Source organism: Paenibacillus sp. D2_2 (assembly GCF_031199965.1).
Classification (GTDB): domain Bacteria; phylum Bacillota; class Bacilli; order Paenibacillales; family Paenibacillaceae; genus Fontibacillus.
In genome coordinates this window covers 3,522,420-3,543,670 of the sequence record NZ_CP133605.1, presented here as the reverse complement: position 1 = coordinate 3,543,670, position 21,251 = coordinate 3,522,420, and the positions used below count along the sequence as shown (strand labels likewise).

General features: G+C 45.5%; 20 protein-coding genes and 3 pseudogenes. 15 read left to right on the top strand and 8 right to left on the bottom strand.

The window, feature by feature from the left end; all coding sequences use genetic code 11:
* Nucleotide 1 precedes the first annotated feature (1 nt).
* Entirely contained in the window at nt 2-760 is a 759-nt protein-coding gene (locus RE628_RS17955; protein ID WP_309154340.1) for an ABC transporter ATP-binding protein, read from the top strand.
* A gap of 231 nt (nt 761-991) precedes the next feature.
* Here the strand turns inward: RE628_RS17955 and RE628_RS17950 are convergent, their stop codons facing one another.
* The 5 genes from RE628_RS17950 to RE628_RS17930 are packed head-to-tail and all read right to left on the bottom strand — an operon-like array spanning nt 992 to nt 4,872.
* Complete coding sequence (locus RE628_RS17950) at nt 992-1,726, bottom strand: Gfo/Idh/MocA family protein (protein WP_309154338.1); 735 nt, start codon at nt 1,724-1,726, stop codon at nt 992-994.
* On the bottom strand, nt 1,723-2,019 hold the full coding sequence (locus RE628_RS17945; RefSeq protein WP_309154337.1) for a Gfo/Idh/MocA family protein: 297 nt from the start codon (nt 2,017-2,019) through the stop codon (nt 1,723-1,725). Before RE628_RS17945 ends, RE628_RS17950 begins: the two co-directional genes overlap by 4 nt.
* A 1-nt stretch (nt 2,020) precedes the next feature.
* Nucleotides 2,021-2,782, bottom strand: a complete 762-nt coding sequence (locus RE628_RS17940) for a sugar phosphate isomerase/epimerase family protein (RefSeq protein WP_309154335.1) — start codon at nt 2,780-2,782, stop codon at nt 2,021-2,023.
* 15 nt (nt 2,783-2,797) lie between these two features.
* The gene (locus tag RE628_RS17935) at nt 2,798-3,961 is read right to left on the bottom strand and encodes a Gfo/Idh/MocA family protein (protein ID WP_309154333.1); all 1,164 of its coding nucleotides are present in this window, start codon (nt 3,959-3,961) and stop codon (nt 2,798-2,800) included.
* Between the two features lie 53 nt (nt 3,962-4,014).
* On the bottom strand, nt 4,015-4,872 hold the full coding sequence (locus tag RE628_RS17930; protein ID WP_309154331.1) for a sugar phosphate isomerase/epimerase family protein: 858 nt from the start codon (nt 4,870-4,872) through the stop codon (nt 4,015-4,017).
* A 123-nt stretch (nt 4,873-4,995) separates the two neighbouring features.
* On the opposite strand from RE628_RS17930, the gene RE628_RS17925 reads away from it, so the two are divergent.
* Both RE628_RS17925 and RE628_RS17920 read left to right on the top strand, forming a co-directional pair.
* Nucleotides 4,996-5,841, top strand: coding sequence for a helix-turn-helix domain-containing protein (locus RE628_RS17925; protein ID WP_309154330.1), 846 nt, complete (start codon nt 4,996-4,998; stop codon nt 5,839-5,841).
* 98 nt (nt 5,842-5,939) lie between these two features.
* Nucleotides 5,940-6,956, top strand: a complete 1,017-nt coding sequence (locus RE628_RS17920; RefSeq protein ID WP_309154329.1) for a S66 family peptidase — start codon at nt 5,940-5,942, stop codon at nt 6,954-6,956.
* Between the two features lie 81 nt (nt 6,957-7,037).
* On the opposite strand, the gene RE628_RS17915 is transcribed toward RE628_RS17920, so the two are convergent.
* Nucleotides 7,038-7,673: a nitroreductase family protein gene (locus RE628_RS17915; RefSeq protein ID WP_309154328.1), complete on the bottom strand. Its 636-nt coding sequence runs from the start codon at nt 7,671-7,673 to the stop codon at nt 7,038-7,040.
* Nucleotides 7,674-7,834: 161 nt separating this feature from the next.
* On the opposite strand from RE628_RS17915, the gene RE628_RS17910 reads away from it, so the two are divergent.
* From RE628_RS17910 to RE628_RS17885, 6 genes and pseudogenes are all read left to right on the top strand, one after another.
* Nucleotides 7,835-8,302 carry a GNAT family N-acetyltransferase gene (locus RE628_RS17910; RefSeq protein WP_309154327.1) on the top strand — a complete coding sequence of 156 codons (468 nt, stop codon included), beginning with the start codon at nt 7,835-7,837 and terminating at the stop codon, nt 8,300-8,302.
* Nucleotides 8,303-8,458: 156 nt separating this feature from the next.
* Nucleotides 8,459-10,374, top strand: a pseudogene (locus tag RE628_RS17905) (beta-N-acetylhexosaminidase).
* Between the two features lie 291 nt (nt 10,375-10,665).
* A complete protein-coding gene (locus RE628_RS17900) occupies nt 10,666-11,481 on the top strand; it encodes a class I SAM-dependent methyltransferase (protein WP_309154326.1) in 816 nt (271 codons plus the stop codon).
* Nucleotides 11,471-12,263 (top strand): annotated as a pseudogene (locus tag RE628_RS17895) (lipid II flippase Amj family protein). Before RE628_RS17900 ends, RE628_RS17895 begins: the two are co-directional and overlap by 11 nt.
* Before the next feature lie 23 nt (nt 12,264-12,286).
* Complete coding sequence (locus tag RE628_RS17890; protein ID WP_309154325.1) at nt 12,287-12,937, top strand: HAD family hydrolase; 651 nt, start codon at nt 12,287-12,289, stop codon at nt 12,935-12,937.
* A gap of 25 nt (nt 12,938-12,962) precedes the next feature.
* Nucleotides 12,963-13,498 (top strand): annotated as a pseudogene (locus RE628_RS17885) (GNAT family N-acetyltransferase).
* 99 nt (nt 13,499-13,597) lie between these two features.
* Here RE628_RS17885 and RE628_RS17880 read toward each other — a convergent pair.
* Together RE628_RS17880 and RE628_RS17875 are read right to left on the bottom strand one after the other, a co-directional pair.
* Entirely contained in the window at nt 13,598-13,834 is a 237-nt protein-coding gene (locus tag RE628_RS17880; RefSeq protein WP_309154323.1) for a cysteine-rich CWC family protein, read from the bottom strand.
* Entirely contained in the window at nt 13,835-14,737 is a 903-nt protein-coding gene (locus RE628_RS17875; RefSeq protein WP_309159498.1) for a helix-turn-helix domain-containing protein, read from the bottom strand. It abuts the gene before it with no gap.
* A 194-nt stretch (nt 14,738-14,931) separates the two neighbouring features.
* On the opposite strand from RE628_RS17875, the gene RE628_RS17870 reads away from it, so the two are divergent.
* The 6 genes from RE628_RS17870 (at nt 14,932) to RE628_RS17845 (ending at nt 20,971) form a co-directional block, all read left to right on the top strand.
* Nucleotides 14,932-15,702 carry an ABC transporter ATP-binding protein gene (locus RE628_RS17870; protein ID WP_309154322.1) on the top strand — a complete coding sequence of 257 codons (771 nt, stop codon included), beginning with the start codon at nt 14,932-14,934 and terminating at the stop codon, nt 15,700-15,702.
* Between the two features lie 9 nt (nt 15,703-15,711).
* Nucleotides 15,712-16,710, top strand: a complete 999-nt coding sequence (locus RE628_RS17865) for an ABC transporter ATP-binding protein (RefSeq protein ID WP_309154321.1) — start codon at nt 15,712-15,714, stop codon at nt 16,708-16,710.
* 174 nt (nt 16,711-16,884) lie between these two features.
* Nucleotides 16,885-17,997, top strand: coding sequence for a DUF4349 domain-containing protein (locus tag RE628_RS17860; protein WP_309154320.1), 1,113 nt, complete (start codon nt 16,885-16,887; stop codon nt 17,995-17,997).
* Nucleotides 17,998-18,196: 199 nt separating this feature from the next.
* Nucleotides 18,197-18,832, top strand: a complete 636-nt coding sequence (locus RE628_RS17855) for a class D sortase (protein ID WP_309154319.1) — start codon at nt 18,197-18,199, stop codon at nt 18,830-18,832.
* A gap of 181 nt (nt 18,833-19,013) precedes the next feature.
* Nucleotides 19,014-20,144, top strand: a complete 1,131-nt coding sequence (locus tag RE628_RS17850; RefSeq protein WP_309154318.1) for a response regulator — start codon at nt 19,014-19,016, stop codon at nt 20,142-20,144.
* Between the two features lie 464 nt (nt 20,145-20,608).
* On the top strand, nt 20,609-20,971 hold the full coding sequence (locus tag RE628_RS17845) for a hypothetical protein (RefSeq protein ID WP_309154317.1): 363 nt from the start codon (nt 20,609-20,611) through the stop codon (nt 20,969-20,971).
* Nucleotides 20,972-21,251: the final 280 nt, after the last annotated feature.

Here is a 21,251-nt window from a genome sequence, read left to right as displayed (position 1 = left end):
GATGAAGAAGATAATAATCGGTGATCATATCGTGAAATCTTTCGGTGTGGGTGAAGAGAAGCACCATGTTCTTGACGGTGTATCCGTGGAGATTAACGAGGGTGAGTTCGTTGCGGTGATGGGTCCTTCAGGTTCAGGGAAATCAACGTTGATGTACGCACTGAGTGGAACAGACGGCATTGATAGCGGAAAGGTCATGTTTGACAACAAGGATTTATCAGCAGCCTCAGAGAATGAACTCTCGGATCTGCGCAGAACAACGATGGGCTTTGTCTTCCAGCAGCCAACGATGCTGAAAAATCTGAATATTCTCGATAACATTATTCTCCCATCCATGCGCGGCAATCGAAAAAACACGGCAGAAACTGCGGAGAAGGCGCGAACGCTTATGACTAGGGTAGGTATTTCAGGGCTAGAAAATCGCGATATTACACAGGTCTCGGGTGGTCAACTCCAGCGTGCGGGCATTTGCCGTGCCCTGATGAACCGTCCGAGGATCATCTTCGGCGACGAGCCTACAGGGGCGCTCAACTCAAAATCCGCACAGGAGATTATGGACCTCTTGGCTGAGATCAACGCGGACGGCACAGCAGTAATGCTGGTCACTCACGACGCTAAGGTTGCGGCGCGTACCGAGCGCATCATGTTTATGCGTGATGGCAAAATCGCCAGTGAGCTGAGGCTTCCAAAGTATGAAGGTACTGATATGGATGATAGAGTCGAGAAGGTTACCGCCAAGATGCGGGAAATCGGAATTTGATCTATATTAGTTGAACTAAAGAAAAGAAGCTGGCAGTAGGCAAAAGGGTCCAATATTCTAAAGGAGAAGCACTTTAGAATATTGAACCTAGGTGAAATGATTCTGGAGAAGCGGAGCGTTCGCCTTTGTAAGTGGATTTCTACCATTCTTGAATTTTATTAATCAGAGAAATCCACGAACAACAGCGATCGGAAGAACATTTCACCCGGCTGCCTATATTCACACTGGTTTTTAGAACAACTCTATCATTTCTCTACGATCATTTCTGGATGAAGCATATATGGCATCGAGAATGCCCATGGAATTGGCAGCGTCTTGCAAGGTGGAATAGCTGCCTGGATGGCCGGCCAGAGTCTGATAGAACTGGTCGATCAGCCGGGCGTGGCCGCTACCCCAATAGGCTTTACCGATGGAAGACTTACTGCTTTGCATGTCATCCGCTAGAATTTGTTCCTTACCATTGCACTTAAGGATGAGCTTATTATCAATATAACGCAGCACACCCTGTTCTAAATGCATCTCGATAAAGAACGGACTGTCCTCGGAATAGCCGTTTGTCGCGTAAAACCATCCGTGCTTGCCATCCTTATAATAGAAAGTCGCTTCTGCCGTATCCTCGACTTCTATAACCTCCTGAAGAACCCTTGTGTCGATGTGGCCCTTCACGGCTTTAACCTCTCCGCCGAGATAATACAGTAAGTCAAGCATATGCACGGCCTGATTAATTAGCAGCCCTCCTCCTTCGGTGGCCCATTTGCCGCGCCAGTCGGCTGAGCCGTAATATTCTGCCGTACGCTTCCAGGTTAGAAAGGCTTTAATTCCTAACAGCTTGCCATACGATCCTTCATCAATTAGACTTTTAGCCGCTTCGATGCAAGGATTTAAGCGATTCTGTAAAATCGCGCAGCAGCTCACTCCAGCAATGCGGACCGCGCTACTTACGGCGCGGGCTTCCAGGACATTCATCGCGATCGGCTTCTCAGCACGATCTGCTTGCCAGCCGCGGCAGCTTGCACAGCCATTTCGGCGTGCAAGTAATGCGGAGTGCAGATGTGGATACTATGCACGTCCTCATCGGCCAGCACCTGTGCGAAGCTAGTGAAAGCCTGGCAGCCATAACGCTGAGCCAGCGCTTCAGCACGTTCAGGAAGGATATCGCATACGCCATACAGATGTGCCGCGTCTGAATTGGTCACCGCTTCTGCATGGATCGGGCCTATGGCTCCACAGCCGATAATTACAACATTCATCTGGCTCATCTTATTCATACCCCAGCTTTCTCAGATGTTCGTAGCTGATCTTCAAGCTCTCGAAGGCATCGGTCGGGCCGTCATCGCGCTCAATCAGATACCATTTTACGCCGGCTTCCTCACAGACTTGCAGAATATCTGGCCAGTCTAGGTTTCCGTCCATCACTTCTGCCATAATCTGCTGCGAATCAATTATCGCCAGATCTTTCAGATGAATCGCCTCGATTCGGTTCTTCAGCTTGCGGATCCAGTTGCTTGGATTACCGCCGCCTACCTGTACCCAGTACGTATCCAACGTAAACAGGAAATTTTCAGGATTCGTCTGTTCCATCAGAATGTCCAAGCCGAGCTGCCCGTCGTATTTCTGAAATTCAAAATGATGGTTGTGGTAACTAAATTTCAGTCCGTTCTGCGCCAATTCATCGGCGATCGCCGAGAATTTCTTGGCGAAGGCATAATATCCATCCTTGCTCTGGTATTCCTTGGGCAGACCGCCTAATCCAGCCAAGCCGCAGCCGAGCTTGTGATGATCGCGGATCACACCATCCAGATCATTGATAAAGCGTTCATACGGAGTATGCGTGATGACAATCTGCAGCCCGTGACTGGCGGCAATCGCTGCGATCTCCTCAACAGACAGATGCCACATGGCGGACACTTGAACTGTCCGGTAGCCCATTGCACTGATCCTGCCTAGGGCTTGATCAAGTTCCTCAGGGGTAGCGACGAAATTTCGGATCGTAAACAGCTGTGCGCCTAATATCTTGGACATGGATAAGGCCTCCTCTTAATGTGAACCTCTAACATCGCTAACCTTCTGGTTAACATTCTTCTGTACGGTAGAATTATTAATTCTCTCTTGTAGTAATTCATAGAAATGATCGTGATCAAAATTGTCCAGTACGGCCCAGTTATCGGTCCAGGTGGAGTAATGAATCGCATTCGAGATTAACAAGCCGTGAATACCTTCTTCGCCAGGAGCAAGCAGCTTCTCCCCATGTAATATGGCATTAGTGAAGTTCTTTAGAATTCCGATATGCTGTTCACCACCATCTGCAGTGACCGGAATTTCCACGTGCCAGCACTCAGGTGTTTTAAACGGTTCGGTGTTAATGCGGTTATGCTCTCGTTCCGAGACGCGGTTACGGTCGAAGCTGATCCGGTTGTTCTCCACGACGATCCGGCCCATATCACCCGAGATCTCCAGTCTGTTCGTCCCAGGGGCTTCTCCGGTAGAAGTGATATACACTCCGCTTGCTCCGTTTGGATATTCCAGATAGGCGGTCACATCATCCTCAACTTCGATATCGTAAAATTTTCCGAAGCTACAGAAGGAACGGATACGACTCGGCATGCCTAGCATCCATTGCAGCAGATCAAGATTATGTGGGTTCTGGTTTATCAGTGTGCCTCCGCCTTCTCCCTTCCAAGTCGAACGCCAGGAGCCCGAGTCATGATAAGCCTGCGGTCGGTACCAATTCGTGATGATCCAGACGACGCGTTTGAGTGCGCCTAGTTCGCCGCTTTGCACCAGGTCTCTTACCTTCTGGTAAACGGGATTTGTGCGCTGATTATACATAATGCCAAATACTTTGCCCGATTCCTCCGCTGCGGCATTCATCTCCAGCACCTGCTTTGTATATACTCCAGCCGGTTTCTCGACAAGCACATGTAGACCGTTGGCAAACGCAAGGGCAGCGAGCGCGGGATGATCGTAGTGAGGAACGGCAATCAGCACTGCATCAATCAGACCGCTCCGATACATATCGACAGCCTGCTCGAACACCGCCACACCGAGCAAATGCTCCTTGGCCCAAGCCCGCCGCTCCTCGCTAATATCGCAGACCGCACTTAGTACCATTCCTGGCACTTTATGATCCGCATGAATGTGCAAGCTATGAGCTGTGCCCATATTGCCGATCCCGATAATTCCTAAGCGAACGCATTCCATTCTGAGATAACCTCCTTATTAAGTACATGCTCAAAGACTGATTTTCTGCATCTTTAAATACGATTTAAAATTTGTAGTAGAGACGAATGGGCTAGCCTAAAGCTGTGTAATCCACTGGCTTCTAACGTATCAGGCAACGATGTATTCTCCAGTTCATGCAGACCGGTAAAGCTGCCCAGATGAGGCTCCAGAGACAGGAAGCCGTTATACTCGCTCGTCTTCAAATCCTGCAGCGCTTCTTCAATTCGTCCGGCCCCCATGCCAGCGGGGACATTTCGCCCATCTTCTGCCAGGGCATCCTTGATATGCACATATTTGATGTAAGGTTTCAGTAGCTCATAGGCTGCTGGATATGCTTCACTACCGCATTGAACAAAGTTGGCCGGATCATAGGCGCAGGCAAAATGAGGGGAGCCAAACGTATTAAGCAGATCGAGACAGCGTTCCGGAATATCCCCATAGATTTCTTTTTCGTTCTCATGCAGGATCGTTAATCCGCTGCCTTCGGCGGCTTCTACAATTGCGCCCATACGTTCGATAACCTCGTTCCGGTAAAGGGCTGCATCGCCACCTTGCGGGATGTAGAAGCTGAATATACGTACAAACGGACTGTTCAAGGTGTGAGCGGTTTCAAAAATGCGCTTGGTAATATCCAAATGGGCGTTAAAGTCATCTTGAAGCGTAATTTTTCCAATAGGAGAGCCGATAGAAGATACACGGATCCCGTAAGCCTCCAGTCTGTTCTGAACCTCACGGATCTCTGGCGGGGTCAGGTTGGAAATGTTCTTACCATCTACCCCTCGAATTTCTATAAATCGAATATCTAGACTGCTAAGCCCTTTCAACTGTGTCACAAAATTCTCGTCAATCTCGTCTGCAAAACCTGTAATAGTAAATCCAGATGCTGGCATTGGCAGATCACCTCTTTTAAATTGTTATCTTCTTGAATGTAACATTAATATTGTCATAGTTCCTCGCTAAAATTGTTTGAAACTATGCCAATCTTGCTGTATGTTGAGATGGAGGTGAATGTTATGGCAGAGCACGGGGCGGTAAATCTTCATTACACTGCGGAGGATCATTCTTTTTGGTATCATCATGTCCGGGACGAGCATCCGAATCCGCTACATTATAAGCCACATTATGAGAAGGGCTATGAGATTTTTATGTTCATCAGCGGTTCAGGCAACTTCACCATCGAAGGCAGTAAATATGAGCTGGAGCCTTATTCGATCTTGATGATGAATTCCAACGAGCTTCATGTCGTTAATATAGCAGAGGATCAGCCCTATGAACGGGCGGTGTTGACGCTTGACGGAAACTTTATGGCTCCGTTCATGTCTAGCGGAGTCGACCTGTTCTGGACGATTAAATACCGCAGGCTAGGTCAAGATAACCAACTCAGCGCCAAGACGGTGAAGGAGAGTGGGTTGCTAGAGTTGTTTAATAAGCTGCAGCGGGCGCTCAATCAGGGCAGCGCTGAGCATGAGATTGTTGCTAAATGTATCATTGTGCAAATTGCCTCCATGATCAATGATTTGGCCCAGAATCACTCACCAAGCAGCAGCAAGAGGGGAGAGCCGAAGGTCGCAGCGGTGCTTGAATATATTAATAATAACCTTGATGAATCCCTTACACTGGACCTTTTGGCCGAACAGTTTTTTATTACAAAATATTATTTATGTCATATATTTAAAGAAACGACGGGGTATACGATCAATCAATATATCACTCACAAGAGAATTCTGAAGGCAGACGAACTAATGAGGCAAGGATTCACCGCTACTCAGGCTTGCTTCATGTCAGGCTTCACCGGTTATTCGAGCTTCTTCAAATCGTACCGTAAGCTGACAGGCAGAACGCCGAGGGGCGGAAGGTAAGTAGAAATAAATTCATAATTATATTGTTCTATGATAATGAATTGATTTAGAATGGATGGATAAATCGAAGTGAAGTTATAGTCATGAGGTGAATGTGTATGATTAAATATCCGTCTTTGAATTCGGGTGCTACGATCGGAGTAACGGCCCCTTCATCAGGAGTACCTGCCGAATTACATGATTTGCTTAAACAAGCCAGCAATCGGATGGAGGCAAAAGGATACGCTGTGATCTGCGGTGATACGGCTTGGACGCAGAATAAAGCGAAATCGGCTCCAGCCCGAGTACGTGCTGATGAGTTCAACAAGATGATGGGCGATGAGCAAATTGATTTGATTATTCCACCTTGGGGCGGAGAGCTGTTAATCGAAATACTAGAACTTATAGATTTCGAGCGGATTCAGAGCAAGTGGATCCTGGGCTATTCGGACATCAGTGTTCTGTTGTTGGCGGTTACTTTGAAGACCGGCATCGCTACTGCGCATGGGACGAATATTGTTGATTTTCGGGGGGATTACTCCGATGAGACAACAGCGATGTGGGAGATTGTGCTGAAGACGAAGGTAGGAGAAGAGGTCCTGCAGCATTCTTCACCATACTACCAGAAGGAATGGCAGCATGATGTTGTTTCGCCTTGTGTCTATCACTTGACCGAACCAACGTGCTGGAAGACGGTATCCGGACAGAAGGTAAGGCTGGAAGGAAGGTTGCTTGGCGGCTGTATCGATGTGATCAGGCATCTTATCGGTACTCCGTTCGGAGACATTCGTCATTTTCAGGAATCGTATATCCACAACGAACCAATACTCTGGTATTTGGAGAATTGCGAGCTGAACACTGCCGATGTACGCAGATCATTGGTGCATATGAAGTTAGCTGGTTGGTTCGACAACTGCTCCGGAATTATGTTCGGTCGAAGCAGCGCTAACCGACCAATCGATAATTATACAGTAGAGGATCTTTATCAAGAGTTGGCAGATGAATTAGAGCTACCGATTATCTATGATATGGACTTCGGCCACGTTCCGCCGCAGGTTACGCTGATTAACGGGGCCTATGCTGAAGTTGAGGCAGAGAACGGGAAGGGAATAATCAAGCAAATCTTAAAGGCTTAGAGTAGCTACACTTGAAGCCATGCCAGGATAAAAAACGGTGCAAGGCGGCAATTGACCGTCTTACACCGTTTTCTTCGATAATTACTGTTTGCCAAATTCGTTGTAGCTTACAAATTCTCCTACCGGCTTACGGTAACCACGTGGACGTTGGCTGGAAGGATCTGCTTTGCCAATCGTAATCATCATCGTAGGAATATAATTGTCAGGAATGTTCAGAAGTTCTTGTACTGCATTAGGATCAAAACCAATCATCGGACAAGTATCCCAACCTCTATCCTTTGCAATATACATAAATAACTGTGCAGACAGGCTGGAATTCCGAATCGCCTCATCGCGCATAAATTGCTGCCCACCGCCCTCATAGAAGCCAGTTACGGACTCAACCTCCGTGTCGTATTCCTGCTTACTAAATACACCTAAATTCAAGAAGCCTTCATTGATTCGTGCTACATCCTTGTAAGCTTCCAAATTACCTAGGACAAGGATAACGGCGGAAGCAGTAAGTACTTTGTATTGCTTGTTGGCAGCACCGTACAATTTTTCAATCATGTCCCGGTCATTAACAACAACATAATGAGCGTGCTGCAGATTGAACGCGGAGGGTGCTAATTTCACCAACTTGAATATTTCTTCTAATTCTTCGACTGGCAATTGAACCCCTTTAATAAATTTATTTGCCGAGCGTCGGTTCTCAATAATTGAAACAAAATCACCCATGTATAGCACTCCTTATGTAAAATAATGATGAATGAAATATTGTTACTTCATTTCACTGTGTAATATAAGTATATGTTATTTACTTACTTTTTGAAAGTTAATTTTCTATGAATCATAGAATTTTTCTGATGTCAGGATATTATAGAATAGGGGATATTGAGATGGAAATCGGATATAAACTGCTGGATTTGCAAGCTGGGCAAGAAACTCCATATGAGCTGCTTCTGCTCGCTGACCCTTCCAAAGCGTTGATAGATGATTATTTAGCAAGGGGAAATTGTTATCTCGCTTATATCGATGGTGAGCTTATTGGTGAGTTTGTTCTGATTCCTACGCATCCGAGAACCATCGAAATTGTGAATATTGCCGTTGCAGAGCAATATCATGGACGTGGGTTCGGTAAGAAGCTGGTGCTGCAGGCCATTGAAGAAGCTAGGAGGCTGGGTGCTCGCTCTGTGGAAATAGGCACAGGCAACTCAAGCCTAATTCAGCTGAGATTATACCAGAGATGTGGATTTCGAATTACGGGGGTGGACCAGGATTTCTTCGTCAGAAATTATGAGGAAGAGATCATAGAAGACGGACTGCCATGCCGTGATATGATCCGTCTTCGGTTAGATTTGCAATGACTGAAGAGGAATAAAATGCTCATTCCAGCTAGCCTGACAGTCAAGTGGCAGCGATTCGGGATTAATCTTGAGAATTAGAACTGAATTCACATATAATGAATAGGGCAAGAGCAATGCAATTGAACGTTATCAATACTAGAGCGGGAGGAATTATTCGTGAAACTTCATTTTGAAGGGGATATTGCTGACCTGATGCCGGGGATTAAGGCATTATCTCAGGAGCTCTCATTTACATTGTCTGATGATGGGGGCAAAGTCCAAGTGGGTCCTTCGTCATCTGAGAACGTGCTTGAAGTCGGATTGGAAGAAGGTAATGCATATATACGTTATGGACAGAAGCATCAATTCTTCCGCGGTCTCGGTTTATTGATTCAACAGGGGCAGACAGGAAGACCTTTTCATATAAAGGAGAATCAACAATTTGGCACGATCGGCCCAATGTTCGATCTATCACGTAATGGTGTGCTTACCCTGGATAGCTTCAAATATTTTTTACGTAAGATGGCTTTAATGGGCTTGAATACCGTGATGTTGTATATGGAGGATACTTACGAGATTTCTGGTGAGCCATACTTCGGATATATGCGCGGTCGTTATAATGCGGCAGAATTGAAAGAGATTGATGATTATGCAGATCAGTTCGGAATCGAGGCTTTTCCAAGCATTCAGACGTTAGCGCATTTGGAAGAGTTCTTGAAGTGGGAGTCTGTAGCTGCTTACAAAGATACTAAAGGTGCTTTACTGGTTGGCGATGAGAAGGTAGACCGATTAGTAGAGAATATGCTTGAGAGTGTCAGTGCGCCTTTTAGAAGCAAGCGAGTCCATATCGGTATGGATGAAGCCGAGGAACTTGGACGCGGTAAATATTTGGACCGGAATGGTTACCAATCGCGGTTCGACATCATGATCGGTCATTTGGAGAAAATCTTGAAAGTAACATCCCGTCTGGGTCTAGAGCCGATGATGTGGAGTGATATGTTCCTGAAGTTGGCTTCTGAGGATGGCCGGGATTATTACAACTCGGAAACGGGTATTCCGGAAGAAATGGCTCGGCGGATTCCGAAAAATGTGGAGATGGTGTACTGGGACTACTATCACACGGAGATGGAGGATTACGAGAAACAAATTGCTAAGCATCGTCCGCTTGGATGTAACTTGGCATTTGCGGGAGCTGTCTGGGTGTTTAATACGTTCGGGTCAATTACGGCTTATCCCTGCGCGCTACAGATTCTGCGCTGAAGGTATGTAAGCGCGAAGGTATTCGTGACATTTACGCCACAATGTGGGGTGATGACGGGAATGAGAGTAACCCAGTCGCTGCATTGCTCGGTCTGCAGTTATATGCAGAGCACGCATATACAGAAGGGGATTTGGCGTGGGAACAAGTAACGGAAAGAGTAAAATTCTGCACGGGAATCGAGGCGGAAGCTTTCCTCAAGTTCAAGGATCTGGACGAGGTTCCAGGCTCCGAGCCGAATAACACGAGACAGAGCAACCCATCGAAATTTTTGCTGTATCAGGATGTACTACTTGGCTTGTTTGATAAACAAATCGAAGGACTGGAGCTTAACGAGCACTATGCTGCCTTGGAACAGGCGATTCGTGATGTCCGTGATCCTATGGCGGAGCTTGATTATATCTTTGAGGTACCAGAGAAATTAAGCGGTGTCCTGAAGCAGAAGAGCGAGGTCGGCGTTCAGCTCAAGCATGCGTATGATGCAGGGGATACAGAGACGCTGAGACATATCGCGGTTCAGGTACTACCAGCGATCTCCGCTTCCGTACAAGAGCTGCGCCGTGCTCATCGAAGCCAATGGATGCGTGTCTTCAAGCCGTTCGGCTGGGAAGTGATCGATATTCGCTATGGTGGCGTGGTCAACCGACTGGATACTGCTTCTGAAAGGTTACTCGATTTTGTTGAGGGCCGTCTTGAGCGGATAGAGGAACTGGAACAAGAACGCCTCATTTACAGCTTTAACAATCGCTTCGACCATATGGGAGTCGGCTGGTGCAGCTATTATTACCGAATGGCGTCACCAAACGTATTTTTCCATGTATTGAATCCTCTATAGAGGTAGTTCAAAAAGTCCGCAGGCCCTAGCTTCATCCAACCTTCTCGGTGCTGAAAATCGATCTTTTTGAACCACTTATTCTAACAGAACTATTACGGCTCCGCCTCGAATCGAGGACGGAGCCGTTCTTTTAGGAAATAATTAATCGGAAATAAACGTTGATTGAGCATTGCCTTTTTTCTCTAATCAAACTATGATAATGGTTATATTTCCCATCAGGGATTACATATACTAGTTCGTTCACAACTATGGATGTGGAATAAAAATAGTAGGTTAGAGGGGCTGAGACTGGTGAGCGAGATTGTTAGAGATTATTATGATGAACACGCACTGCAGGAGTGGTTTAGACTTGATGACCCCTACAGCAGAATAGAGTTCATAAGTACATTGAAGATAATCAAACGATATTTGCCAGCATCCGGACATATTTGCGATATAGGTTCTGGCCCAGGTAGGTATTCGATTGAACTACTGAAGCAAGGCTATCAAGCTACATTGTTTGAACTCTCTGGGAAAGAACTTGAACTGGCAAAGAGCAGGATTCAGGAAGAGGGTCTGCAAGCGGAGGATTATATTTGCGAGGACGCCAGAAATCTTCATGTACTGAAAGCATCCATTTACGATGCCGCGCTTGTATTGGGCCCACTGTATCATGTCCACAATTCAGAAGACCGCCATTCTATCATTCAAGAGACTTATAGAATTCTGAAGCCGGGTGGAGTAGCTATTTTTTCATATATTAATGCTTGGGGAGTACTGAAGGCAGGAGTCAGTGAATTCAGTGAGTCATATAAGGATATTGAGCAAATCTATGATTTATTGCATGAGATTGAAGTGGATGAAAACCGCGGATTCACGGAGTGTTATTTTTCAACGCCGGTGGATGCTAGATCTGAGGTTATGCGTGGAGGGTTCGAGATCGTTACTTATGCCGGAGCTGAAGGCTTTTTGGCTGGGATGAGAACAGAAGTCACGAGGTTATATCAAGAGAATCGAACGGTTTACGATAATCTGTTGCAAGCGGCTAGCGAGACATGTGATGCTGCTCAATATCGTGATGCAACAGAACATCTTGTGATTGTGGCGGTTAAGCGACATGGCGATTAACTTAACGATTGTATTTGTGTTGACGATGATTATTCATACGTCGGAGACGTTGTCCTATTCGATTCGCTATGCTGGGGTGAAGCTGAACAAAATCGCGGTTGCCCTTTCCCTGACCTGGTATGGTTGTACTTGTATCGAGAACAGCAAATATGCTTCAAGCGCCGCTTACTGCCAAATTCATCGATTATGCAAGGGTGAATCCTTCATTTGATGTACTGTGGTGTTTTCGGATTATTCTCTTTGCGGCTTCAGTAGGTACGCTGATTGCTCTATTTCTATTTCCTACATTTGTGGGCGTATTTGAGCGAATTATCGCCAAGTTCGAGGTTGTGGGGTCACTACCCAAATTAATAGCGAGTGTAACGATCGGGCAGATTAAAAATTCACGGCGATATTTGAAGAAGCCTCGGTTCAATCTTCGCAGCTTTCGAATTCTGGGCATTCCGAAGCGCTTCATTCTGCTCAATACCATCGTTACAGGAATTTATACAGTTGGGGTATTATCATCGCTCTATGCGGCTCATCTCTCACCAGCATTTAGCACGACTGCCTCGCAGGCTTCAGGTATCATCAACGGGGTGGCGACGATCATTCTGACCATATTCATCGATCCGCAGCTTGGTCTGATTACTGACCGGGCGATCCATGGTAAAGGCTCTAAGCATCAGCTTGGCAAAATATATGTTATGCTGATGTTATCGAGGTTTCTTGGCACATTGTTGGCGCAGTTATTTATTGTTCCGGCGGCTTATCTCATAGTTTGGATAGTAAAGGTGATTTGATAGAGAATATTGGAGGGAGAGCAATGTCTAAGCAAGCATTTATATTTGATATGGACGGCGTCATTATTGATAGTGAGCCGCTCCATTTTGCAGTAGATATCGAGACGATGGAGTATTTTGGACATCCCCTTACAAAGGAACAATTTGAAAAGTATGTTGGCATGACCAATCCAGAAATGTGGGCGGATATTAAGCGGGAATACGGAATTGGTCAGACCGTAGATGAATTGATCGATTATCAGTTAACACAGAAAATTCAGGCGATTCGGAATATGGAGATAGAGCCGATGGATGGCATCAGGCCATTCATCGCTGAGCTCAAACGGCGAGGAATATCGATTGGACTTGCCTCATCCTCACCAAGAGTGTTTATCGAGGCTGTTCTGTCCCGGTTTGAACTGCTGAGTGAGTTCGGTAGTATCGTAAGCGGCGAAGAGGTTCCTCAAGGCAAGCCAGCTCCAGATGTCTATTTGGAGGCAGCTAAGCAATTGAGAGTCTCTCCCGAATGCTGTGTAGTTCTGGAAGATGCGAAACATGGAGTAGCGGCGGCCAAAGCGGCAGGGATGAAATGCATAGGCTTTACGAATCCCAACTCCGGAGAACAGGACTTGTCGCAAGCGGATCTAATTATTGATCATGTTGGAGAGATTCGATTGGATGGTTTATATAGATAGTCAGATAGAAGAGGGGGAAGTTATTATGCCACATCTTATTGGAGATCAAATTGTATTAAGAGAGTATCGGAAGGAGGATCTGCCCAGCATTCGCAAATGGGTGAACGATCCAGAAATCACAGGGACGCTGAGTACGGTTTTTACTTTCCCGCAGTCGGAATATGACACTGAATCATTTCTGAACATGATGATCGAAGGTAAAGCTAATGGCATGCGGGGATTTATTATTGCTGATAAAAATACGTTGGACTATATCGGGCAGATTGATCTGATCAGAATCGATTGGCAGAATCGCTCAGCCACACTCGGTATCGTTATTGGCCGTAAAGACCTGCTTGGGCAAGGGATTGGACGTGAAGCGATCCATTTGCTCAAGCAATTTGTTTTCCAGTCCTTGAATTTAACCGGCTTGAGCTTCAGGTATACGATTATAACGAGAGGGCCTATCGTTGTTACCGTAGCTGTGGCTTTAAAGAAGAAGGTAGATTGCGGCAGAAAATATTCAAAAATGGCAGCTACCATGATGTCATTATTATGAGTGTATTAGCCGAAGAGAATTAGGATAATACGATAAGAAGTAAGTAAATAAACAGCCTGCATTTTGCAGGCTGTTTTATTTTTTATTAAGTTTATATAATCCCATCAAAAGCTAAATACATATTAAAGCACACCGTGATTCGCAATATATGTCCTGACGCAATTCTCACAGACACAGGCTTTGCGGCGGAACTGATCGGGAATCTGCTCAAGCAGTGGCTTGGGAACGGATAAGTTATTGCACCAGCAGGTTGTATGTGATTGTCCCGCAGCGTAGGCACAATGATTAGGCTGCCCGCATAACGGACAGCGCAAAGGGTCAATTTCAGGAATATTAGGTCTAGAATCGTTTGTACTCATTCAATGCACCTGCTCTTGTAAGTTGATTGGGATCAGATGATGGCGCTCGTTCAGATTATTCTTACGAAATGTACTAGGGGTACAGCCCGCCCAGGCAGTGAACTGCCGGCTGAAGCTCTGTACATTCTCGTATCCGATTCTGTGGGCAATACGTTCGATTGAATCGCTACTAGTCACAAGCATCTGCATCGCTTCCTGCTGCTTTAGTACCATCAAATATTCGCGTGGAGGAATTCCAAAGGCTTGCCTGAACAATCGGTGGCAATGTCGCCTACTCACCCCAAGCTTGCGCGATATCTCTTCAAGCCAGTCACTATTCGCATCCTTATCTGCCATTAACCCTGTTACAGCTTCCTCGCTATTCCTCAGAACGAGAGTCTGAATTTCCCTCGCAACCTGATTAGACAATTCAGCATCGAAGGACAATGGGCTCTTCTCGTGCTGCGTTGAGAAATATTGCTCCATCTCGTCCAGAATGGTATAAACCTCGCGCATCAGGGACATCTTGGCCCGGCTCTGTTGGAACAGAGTGTCAATGATGTGTTGAACAGAAGCCTTTATCTGTTGGTTCAATGGATGGCCTGATGGATAGAAGCCATGATTGTTAGATCCGATGAGATGAAGAATTTCTGTATCCTCGATATGAATATGCATAGTGAAGAAGGATACCCGCTCTGTCAGTCGTACCTGGAAATCATGCACCATCATAGGAGAGACGATGATGATATCCCCGACATGCTGGTTGAATTCGGTACAGCCGAGAATCGTAGTCAGAGTACCTTCAACTACGAGCAGGATTTCAAGCATTGTATGGTGAACATGCCGTCCGCAGATCCAGCCATTATTTACAGTTCTCGTATGAGGCGAGAATAAGCAGGCTTCCGAACGGTAATGGGGAAGTATACTTCCGGGTAACCAGGGGTCATGTTAGATTCACTCCTTGATGTCCGATTTGGTTAAACAATCTTTGTAAAAGCGACCGATCATGTTATAGAGATCAGGTAGTAGTAGTTCTATACTAGTCACTGATGTTCTTCCTGGCTCAAATGATCCGAGTCCATCAATAACTATCATAATCTAAAAAGCAGGTGAATCCTATGGCAAGACCAGAGATTTCTCTGGATTATTCGAAGGTGTTCGAGAATGAACAAGGAACTAAAATCAAACCGTTTAGTTTACTTGCGCGTCTATATCGTAATCATATGGGGAAAGTAGCCTTATCGGCATTATTCTTTACGATTAAAAATTCACCAACCTGGGTGCTGTCTATCGTTACAGCGAACATCATTAACATTGTAAGTTATCCTGAACGCCACTCGATGAATGAGTTCTGGATCAACATGATCCTGATCGTCATCGTCATCGCGCAGAATATCCCAACACATACGCTTCATGTCAGTTATGTAAGTAAAGCGGTTCGTCATGTGGAGGCAGGGTTGCGCAGTACGCTCGTTCGCAAGATGCAACAACTCTCGTTAAGCTATCACGGGGATATGAACGCAGGGAAACTGCAGTCTAAGGTGTTACGAGACGTTGAAGCGGTCGATTTCCTGTCCCGGCAAATGCTCATGACGATCATTCCCGCCACAATTAACCTGGCGATTGTCGTCGTGCTCACGCTATACAACAGTTGGATGGTTGCTTTATTCTTCCTACTTATGGGGCCGACGGGGATCTTCCTGGTACGCTTCTTCAACACCAAAATGTCCCAACGTAATCGCGAAGTCCGCAAGAACATCGAGGAAATGTCGGGGAAAGTATCTGAGACCGTTGAGATGATTCCGGTAACACGGGCCCACGGTCTGGAAGAAGTGGAAATCCGCAAGGTGGATGCTGCACTGGAAAATATCCGTGATCGCGGACATTGACTAGACGTATTGGAAGCCTATTTTGGCTCCTCCAGCTGGGTTATCTTCCAGTTGTTCCAGGTAAGCTGCTTGTTCTTTACTGCTTATCTCTCCTACCGAGGCTATATGGAGATCGGCGATATCGTCATGTATCAGAGCTTCTTCGCTATGATGATCGGTTCCGTGACATCGATCCTCAATGTGTACCCTAACCTTGTTAAGGGCTTCGAGTCACTCCATTCCGTAACCGAGGTTCTGTTGTCTGATGAGACGGAGGAGTACAAAGGGAAGGTTAAACCTGAGAAATTCAGTGGCAGCTACCAGTTCAAAGGTGTCAGCTTTAGCTATAAGGATTCGGATCGGCATGTGTTGGATGATTTTAGCCTGGATGTGAAGCCTGGGGAGACGATCGCCTTTGTCGGCGAATCAGGTTCAGGTAAATCTACCATCCTGAACTTGATTATCGGCTTCTACAAACCGCAATCTGGCAGCATTTTGATTGATGGAATGCCAATGAGCGAGCTCAGCATGTCGCGCTATCGTCAATCACTGGCGATCGTACTGCAGAACAATATCTTATTCTCAGGATCGATTCGGGAGAACATCACCTACGGACTACCTCATATTTCCGAAGAGAAATTACAGCGGGCCGTATGGATGGCTAATTTACAGGATGTAATCGACAGTCTGCCGGAAGGTCTGGATACGAAGGTTGGGGAACATGGCGGCAGACTATCGGGAGGGCAAAGACAGAGGATTGCTATTGCCCGGGCGCTGGTCCGTGATCCAAAGATCATTATTCTCGATGAGGCTACCTCGGCGCTTGATAATGCATCTGAACGGCATGTTCAAAATGCGATGGAGCAGCTGATGCAAGGAAGAACAACGTTTATCGTTGCTCACCGCCTATCTACGGTCAAGAACGCCGATCGGATTATTGTGCTCAAGAAAGGCAAGATTGTCGAATCAGGCACCTATGAGCAATTGCTAGATATGAAAGGTGAATTCTATAAGTTAAAAAATATGTAAGTGAACTGCTAAGCCCCGGTCCTATTTGGATTGGGGCTTTTTTGACAGCAAAAGAAATATCTGCGCAACATTCCATATAATCCCTTCGTGAGGGTTGATAAGGTATGGTCTCGATGAAGTACACATATAGAATTAACTGGATCGGACCATTCAAAAGAGTATTGGGGGCTAAGTATGCGTAAATGGGGGATAGGTAAAGCGGTAGTACTGATTCTGCTTTCGATGTTGCTATTAAGCGGCTGTGGGAGCGCCAGCCATTCACGAAGCGATTCAGCTGGAAGTAGTGCAGATAATAAAGCTTCATTGGTTGAGACAACCAGCACGAGTGATATTGCTATGGAATCACCTAAACAGGACTCTGGCGGCGGTCTGGAATCCATTCCGGAAGGTTCTTCTACTTCAGCAGGGTCTGGGTTTCAAGCTGCGGATGTTTTGATGGGCATGAATAAGAAACTGATTTACAAGGCGAACGTCGTGATGCAGGTGGATGATTATAGCAAGGCACAATCGCAAATCCGAAATCAAGTTACTTTGGCTGGCGGTTATATCGTTGATTTTTCGGAAAATCGCTCTCTTGAAGAGGAGGGGGGAACATTTACGATTAAGGTTCCTTCCGCTGGTTTCTCCTCCTTCCTGGATCAAATCGATAAGCTTGAGCATCAATCGTTGCAGCGCAGCATCCAAGGTCAGGATGTATCCGAAGAATATGTGGATTTGGAAGCTCGGCTCAAGGTAAAACAAGCGATGGAAGCGAGGTATCTCAAGTTCATAGATGAGGCAACGAAGACTAGCCAGCTTGTAGAGTATGTTAATGAGCTTGAGCGGATTCAAACTGAGATTGAACAGATCAAAGGGCGGATGCGTTATATCGACAGTAATGTATCTTTTTCAACGGTTGAAATCCGTTTGTATCAGCCGGATGTAGAAACTTTGCAGAACTCTAGCCATGAGAAGTCCCCATTACTGGAAAGAGCGGGAAAATCGTTAAACGGCAGCATTCGAGTGATCTCGGCAATGTTCGAATGGTTGGTTGTTGTTCTTGCAGGAGCGATTCCTGTATTTGTGATCGGCGGGATTATTCTGGTTATGGTGTGGCTGGTACAAAGAGCGATAAGAACTAGAGCGAGGTATAACCCTCGCCGAACGACTCTAGTTTCTGATAAGAAGGAAGCACTTCACCCTGAAGCAGATGAGTCTTTGCCGGAAAGTCAACAATCGTCAAGCACCGAAAAGGATGCATCTGTTACGCAAATTTCCAAACCTAGTGAAGACGAAGATAACAAGTAAATTATCTATGTTGAGAATTTGTATAGCTGTCCTTTGTATCATAAGGTTGATGCCGTATGAGCAGTTTGGCACGAAGAGGGGCTTAGGCAGCTTCTCAGAACATAGAGATATAGGACCATGATAGGTCCATGATATGAAAAAGGTTATAATAGAGAAGGTTATGTTTCTACCACCAGATAAGACAGAGGAGTAGAAGAGAATGCGTAAGCTATGGTGGTTGTTTATCCTGCTTGGTGTGTTGATAATCGTAGCCCCGAGGGTTACGGAGTGGTTTGCGGACCGTGAACAGGAGCGGCTGTTGCAAGCTGCTGAGCGTCAAGAAGTTCAGATCAATCCCCAGCTGACATCCAGCTATGAACGCTTATCAGACTATTTACAGGAAGGAGCGGCTCCGGAGGACGATGGGGCCGCAGCAAGTCTGCTTTCTTTTCCTAACGAGGAAGGATTGCTCGGAATGATAGAGATTGCAGCGATTGATGTGAAGCTGCCCATTCTGGAAGGAGCAACGAAGGAGAATATGCGGTCCTCGGCCGTGCATTTATCAGAGACGGCTTCGCTCGGCTCACCTGGAAATACAGCGATCGCAGCTCATCGGGCCAGAACAACGGGTCGGCTATTTAATCGCTTGGATGAACTAAAAATAGGAGATAAGATCACGATTCATACGGAAGATAAGGCGTACCAATACGAGGTTTACAATATCTTGGTTGTCGAGCCTACCGATGTATCTGTGCTCAGCAGTACTGGGAAGGAGAGCATATTAACTCTAATTACATGTACACCGCTGAACAAATCAACCCATCGGCTTATCGTTCAGGCTAAATTGATATCATGAAGTGAAATCATTGCTGCAAAAAGCGCCCATTAGGGCGTTTTTTGTTTTTTGTGCAACTTTCAGACACATTTAGCGTTAATATGAGAGTATTCATCTATGTAGATATTTTCGCTCTACTCACTTATGTTATACTTTCGTTAGAATATCGTTAATTCAACCAGTAAGGAGCACGAACTTACTCATGAGAATGATCCTCGTGGATGATGAAAAGCTGGCTCTGGACTTCCTGGAGCGGCAATTATCTAAAGTTGGTAATGTTGAAATCGTCGGTAAATATACGGATCCATTAATTGCTCGCGATGAGATTTTACATCGGGAGGTTGATGCCATATTTCTCGATATTAGTCTTCCGGAGCTCGACGGGATTAGACTGGCTGATCAGTTGCTTGAGAAGAGACCAGGATTAAATATTATATTTGTTACCGCATATAATGATTATGCAGTACAAGCCTTTGATTTGAATGCGCTTGATTATATTGTGAAGCCGGTCCAAACAGAGCGACTGGTCAAGACACTGGACAGAATCAGGCTTCGGCTGAATCTCAAATCGGAAGTAAATGAGCTGCTTACCGGTGATATTCATCTGAATGTGTTTCGTCAAGTTAGCATAGGTACACCTGGCAATACGTCGCTACTGCAATGGCGCACCTCAAAGGCGCAGGAATTATTTCTTTATTTATTACAGCATCGTGAACAACTGGTCCGTAAATCGGTGCTGATTGATCTTCTGTGGCAGGATCATGACCCAGAGAAGATTTATTCCCAGTTGTATACTACGGTATATCATATACGTAAAGCGCTTGAGCCGTATAAAGATTGTTTTCAAATTGCGAATACAACCGATGGTTATGTACTTCATTTGAATCAAATCGTTCTGGACATATGTGAATGGGATCGTCGATTAAGTATACTTCCTCCGTTGTCTGCAAATTCGATAGATATTTATCAAGAGTTGATCAAGATGTATACTGGAGATTATTTGCAGGAGTACGATTATTGGTGGGCAGAAAGTGAACGTCAGCGCTATAAGAGTGCGTGGCTTAAACTTAGCTATGATATTTCGGATTGGTATTATCATAACGGCATCCTGGATCGGGCAGCAGCCAGCTACCTGAATATTATCTCTCAGGACTCTTTAGAGGAGAGAGCTTATTATCAGTTGATGGTTATCTATTCCGTACAGCAGCCAGCAATGGTGCATCGGCAATATCAAATGCTGGAGACAGTGCTGGAGGAAGAACTTGGTGAAGCGCCGAGCAAATACATAATGGAATGGTATAGGGACTGGCAGGGAAGAGTTACAATCAAATAGTGAAGCACTGGGCGGGTCAGACTGCTTGGACGACAGCGAGGTTCCTATGATCAAAGGTGACCTTGCTGTTTTTTGTATCCAGCTACTGTTCAGAAATTGTATAGTCGTAGATTATATACTTCTGACAGTGGAGCTCGCGAGTTCGAATATCTGCTTATTGAGGAGGAGAGTCCACCGCGTATGAATATCATCAGACATTTCAGAGATGAGACTCTAGGCCTTGATCTAGACTCTCTGACAGAGATTAAGTTGTACAAAAGCATGAGCAGGACCACCATGCATTACTACAGAGGATTCTATATCAATTGTCAAGGTAATCTGTTTGGAGTCATTGCTACAGGGAAAGGACCGCTTTTTTTCACAATATGGATATTTACTTTTTATGTGAAAGGCCGTTTCGATTTACCTTGGAGTCCGACGCAATTAACAACACCGTGCATTTCATCTATGACCGGCGACAAAGAATGAAAGTTACGTATACCAGGGAGAAATGCCTGCCGGGCGGAGCTTGGATTGATGACGAGCGGCAAGATTTTTTTATTTGGCTTGTTAGAGCCGTAGATAACCGTAAATTCTATGATTTCTATTCATTAAAAAAATCTCCGCCATTAGCTTGCAGTTTGGCTGAGTATAGGGAGAGGAATATGTCTAATATAGAGCACAACTCTCAAAATTCAGCGAGCCTTGATGATGCGCTCAGAAGAGCGGATGAGATTCTTGATAACCTTGATGAGGTGACGAATCAGCAAATTGAAGAAGTGTGCAAGCAGTTGACAGTCGTCTGTGAAGAGCTTGGTAGTAGAGATAAGAGTAATAAGGAATTATAAAATTGAGAGATTTTCGGATATATAGTTACTCTCGGACGGAGCGGACGCTTTTTCGGTACTTTGATCGAGATCAGGCGGTCTCAGAAGGATTCCAAGGTACTGAACAAGCGTTTTTTTTTATTCGTAGAGAAATTGTAGAGGGTAATTGTGTACTCTATTGATTAACGTTAATCCTACTGACGTCTTATGTCTTTTTGAGTATTGACCATGCTATTATAACTACACAGGATCTAGAGCTTGAGTTGATTCTATCAAACCTGTATATTATAAAGAATAGTTT